The following is a 3549-nucleotide window of genomic DNA, read 5'->3' as shown; positions in this document are numbered from 1 at the left end:
GGTGCCCTCGGAGGTGCCGGGCGCGAGCACGCCCGGCACCTCCGGTGCCACCGTCATCGTCACGAGCCGCCCGCCGGCGGCCGCCTGCAGCGCCTGCACGAGCGCGGGGTCGCCCGGCCGCATCGCCGCGGCGTCCTGCGCGCCGCACCGCGCCGCCGAGAGGAAGGGGCCCTCCAGGTGGATCCCGGCGATCTCGTCGGACTCCGCCAGGGCGCCGAGCACGGCGACCCGCGCCAGCAGGACGTCCGGGTCGTCGGTGACCAGGGAGGCGACGAGGGTCGTGGTGCCGTGCCGGCGGTGCTCGTGGACCGCCCGGCGCGCGTCGTCGACGGTGGTGGCGTCCGGGAACCCGGCACCGCCACCGCCGTGGCAGTGGAGGTCGACCAGGCCGGGGAGCAGGACGTGGTCGCCGGGGGAGGGCAGGTCGGCGTCGCCGACCCCGCCCTCGGTCGTCGCCCGCGCGGCGGGGCCGACCCAGGCGATCCGCTCGCCCACGACGACGACGACGCCGTCGGGCAGCTCCGCGTCCGGCAGCACGACCCGCCCGCGCAGGACGACGGGGGAGCCCGTGACGGAGCTCGTGGGGGCCCCGTCGGGGACTGCTGCGGCCATGGTCGCTCCTCCCGTCGTCCGCCGTCGGACGACCTGCCCATCCTGCCCGCGCCGCGCGGCGCGGCGAGGGTCACGGTTCGGTCACGACGCCCCGGTGGGGTGCACGGGGATCTTGACGTGATGATTGTAAGGAAGGTTCACTAACAAATGTGCGAGCAACGCTGCGGCCGTCCGCGAAGGGGCTCCCGGGTCATGCCCGGGTCACCAACCGCGCGCTCGTGCTGCAGCGGCTCTTCCACGACGGACCGCTGTCCCGCGCCGACCTCGCTCGCCTGACGGGCCTGACGAGGGTCACCGTCTCGGACCTGGTCGGGTCGCTCCTGGCCGAGGGCCTCGTCGCGGACCTGGGCGTCCGGGCCGCCGAGGGGCGTGTCGGCAAGCCGGCCACGATGGTCGGCCTGCGCACCCAGGCGTTCCAGGTGGTCGGCGTCGACCTCGCCGACGACGCCCTCATGCACGGCGCGGTCCTGGACCTGTCCGGCGCGGTGCTGACGCGGCGCTCGGCGCCGCTGGACGGGCGCACCGGCGAGGCCGCCGTCAGGGCGCTGGTCGACCTCTGCCGGGAGCTCGTCGCGGCGGCCACCGAGCCGGTCCTCGGCGTCGGCGTCGGCTCGCCCGGCGTCGTCGACGCGGCCGGTACCGTCGTGGAGGCCCCGAACCGCGACTGGTTCGACGTGCCCCTCGCCGCCACGCTGCGCGACGCGCTCGGCCTGCCCGTCCACGTGGCCAACGACGCCAACACCGCGTGCCTCGGCGAGTACACGTACGGCGGGGGCGGCTCCCGCGGCGGCCTCCTCGTCCTCACCGTAGGGGAGGGCGTGGGCGCCGGCATCGTCATCGACGGCTCGCTGATCGCGGGCGACCGGCACGCCGCCGGTGAGATCGGGCACGTCACGGCCGTCGACGAGCGCGACGAGCACCCCGCCCCGACGACGGGCCCCGGCGTGATCGGCCCCCCGGAGCGCTGCGCGTGCGGCCGGACGGGGTGCCTCGAGACCGTGCTGGCCGTCCCTGCGCTGCGCCGCCGCGTCGCCGGGCTGGGCGCCGAGGACCGCGCCGCCGCCCTGGCCGCCGTCGGCCGACGGCTCGGCATCGTGCTGGCGCCGGTCGTCAGCGCCCTGAACCTCTCCGAGGTGGTCCTGTCCGGACCCCCGGAGCTCCTCGACGGTCCGCTGCGCGAGTCCGCGCTGGCGACCCTGCGGGAGCGGTCCATGCCTGTCGTCAGCAGCGGCCTCGAGCTGCGGCTGACGAGGCTGGGCGAGGACGGCGCCCTCAGCGGGGCCGCCGTGCTGGTCCTGTCCGGCCAGCTCGGGGTCACGTGAACCCCGAGCCGACCGGACGTGCGGTCGAGAACCCCCCCGTGGCGGTGCCTGCCAGCACCGTCCTCCACCAGGAAGGAACCAACGTGAGAATCGTACGCAGTGGTGCGATCCTGCTCGCCGGTGTGCTGGCCCTGACGGCATGCGCCGGCGCGGCCGAGGACGAGGCCCCCGAGGCCCCCGAGGCCGGCGGCTCGGCCGCCGAGGAGCCCGCGGAGGAGGGCGCGGAGATCCGCCTGTGGCTCAACGGCGGCGACACCTCCGACGAGCTGCGCGAGTGGCTCGTGGCGACGTTCGAGGAGCAGAACCCCGGCTCCACCCTCCTCATCGAGGAGCAGGACTGGAGCGGCCTCGTCCCGCGGCTGCAGACCGCGCTGACGTCGGAGGAGCAGACCCCCGACGTCGTGGAGATCGGCAACACCCAGGCGCCCGCCTTCAGCTACGCCGGCGCGTTCGCGGACCTCACCGACCTGTACGAGGAGGTCGGCGGCGAGGACCTGCTGCCGGGCTTCGTCGCGGCCGGCTCGGCCGACGGCGCCGTCTACGCCCTGCCGTACTACTCCGGCGCTCGGGCGGTCTTCTACCGCAAGGACCTCTTCGAGGCCGCGGGCGTCGAGGTGCCCACGACCCTGGCGGAGTTCACCGACGCCGCCGTCGCGCTCCAGGAGGCGGCACCGGGTGACGCCGAGCCGTTCTCGGGCGTGTGGCTGCCCGGCCAGGACTGGTACAACGGCACGGCCTGGATCTACACCTACGGCGGTGACCTGGCCGTCCGCGACGGCGACCGGTGGGTCGGCGCCCTGTCGAGCCCCGAGTCGCAGGAGGCGCTCGCCGAGGTGCAGCGGCTGTTCACCGAGGGCACGTCGGCCCCGGTCGACGCGGACTCGGCCGAGCCGTGGGTCCCGTTCAACAACGGCGAGGCCGCGATGTTCTCCGCGCCGACGTGGGCGCGGTGGAGCATCGACCTGCCCGAGTGCAACCAGGGCGTGGACCCGGACGACACCTCCGACGAGGCGACGGCGCTGCGCGCCGAGCAGCAGGCCTGCAACGAGGAGAAGACGGGCATCTTCCCGCTCCCGGGCCTGGAGGAGGGCAGCGCGGCCACCGTGTTCGCCGGCGGCTCCAACATCGCGGTGCCCGCCAAGAGCGGCAACCAGGAGCTGGCGAAGAACCTCCTGCGGATCATCTTCAGCGAGGAGTACCAGACCATGCTGGCCGGCGGCGGGCTCATCCCGGGCAACAGCGCCTACGCCGACGCCATGGGCGACGACGTCTACGCCAAGGCGGCCGTGACCGCGGCCCTCGGCGCCAAGCTGACGCCGGCCGCCGAGCGGTGGGCCGACGTGGAGGCCGACCGCCTGCTGGAGGACTTCTTCCAGAAGATCGCCGGTGGCGCGGACATCGCGACCACGGCGGCGGAGACCGACCGCCTGCTCGAGGAGACGCTCAACTGAGCGACCGGGTGGCGCCGTCGTCCGCGGCGGCGCCACCCCGGCGGCGGACCACCCGCCCCCCTGCGGCACCTGCGCCGCACCGGCGCCTCCCGCTGTGAGCCGCCCCGAGCCCTCGTCGTGCGCCGACGCCCGCCCACCACCCGTGGAGTCCTCATGACCAGCCC

3 protein-coding genes are annotated in these 3549 nt (G+C 75.5%); 2 read left to right on the top strand and 1 reads right to left on the bottom strand.

Annotated elements, in window-relative coordinates; all coding sequences use genetic code 11:
• A partial coding sequence (locus N866_RS17275; RefSeq protein ID WP_155855451.1) for an amidohydrolase family protein occupies positions 1 to 612 on the bottom strand: 612 nt, incomplete at its 3' end.
• A gap of 149 nt (positions 613 to 761) precedes the next feature.
• Here N866_RS17275 and N866_RS17270 point away from each other — a divergent pair.
• Entirely contained in the window at positions 762 to 1934 is a 1173-nt protein-coding gene (locus tag N866_RS17270) for an ROK family transcriptional regulator (protein WP_034228864.1), read from the top strand.
• Between the two features lie 83 nt (positions 1935 to 2017).
• A complete protein-coding gene (locus N866_RS17265) occupies positions 2018 to 3385 on the top strand; it encodes an extracellular solute-binding protein (RefSeq protein ID WP_034228867.1) in 1368 nt (455 codons plus the stop codon).
• Positions 3386 to 3549: the final 164 nt, after the last annotated feature.

The organism is Actinotalea ferrariae CF5-4, from assembly GCF_000603945.1.
GTDB classification, from domain to species: Bacteria; Actinomycetota; Actinomycetes; order Actinomycetales; family Cellulomonadaceae; genus Actinotalea; species Actinotalea ferrariae.
The sequence above is the reverse complement of the archived record's forward strand: the minus strand, read 5'-3'. Positions and strand labels throughout refer to the sequence as shown.